Raw genomic sequence first — 268 nt, 5'->3', positions numbered from 1 at the left:
TAAGAAAAAATGATTATATAAAAAACGGTAAACCATATGACGTAAACGTACTGGAGTTCCAAGATGGGATTTGTCGATAGATTCACAGGTAAAACAGCAGCGAAAGCAGCTAGGGCAGCAGGCGATATACAAAGCACTGCCGCAACAGATGCAGCGGGTAATGTAGTTCAAGCAGGACAACAAGCCGGTGCATTATTGGACCCATTCGCCGCAGTTGGTCAAGCAGGTGTTGATCAATCAGGATTCTTAACGGACCCGAACGCGCAAT

1 protein-coding gene is annotated in these 268 nt (G+C 45.5%); it reads left to right on the top strand.

All coding sequences use genetic code 11. From position 1 onward, the window contains the following. Window positions 1-63: 63 nt before the first annotated feature. Window positions 64-268: hypothetical protein (locus tag D5S11_RS19785; protein ID WP_164833877.1), on the top strand; the 205-nt coding region annotated here is incomplete at its 3' end.

This window comes from Bacillus sp. L75, assembly GCF_003676355.1.
Classification (GTDB): Bacteria; Bacillota; Bacilli; order Bacillales; family Bacillaceae; genus Bacillus; species Bacillus velezensis.
The sequence above is the reverse complement of the archived record's forward strand: the minus strand, read 5'-3'. Positions and strand labels throughout refer to the sequence as shown.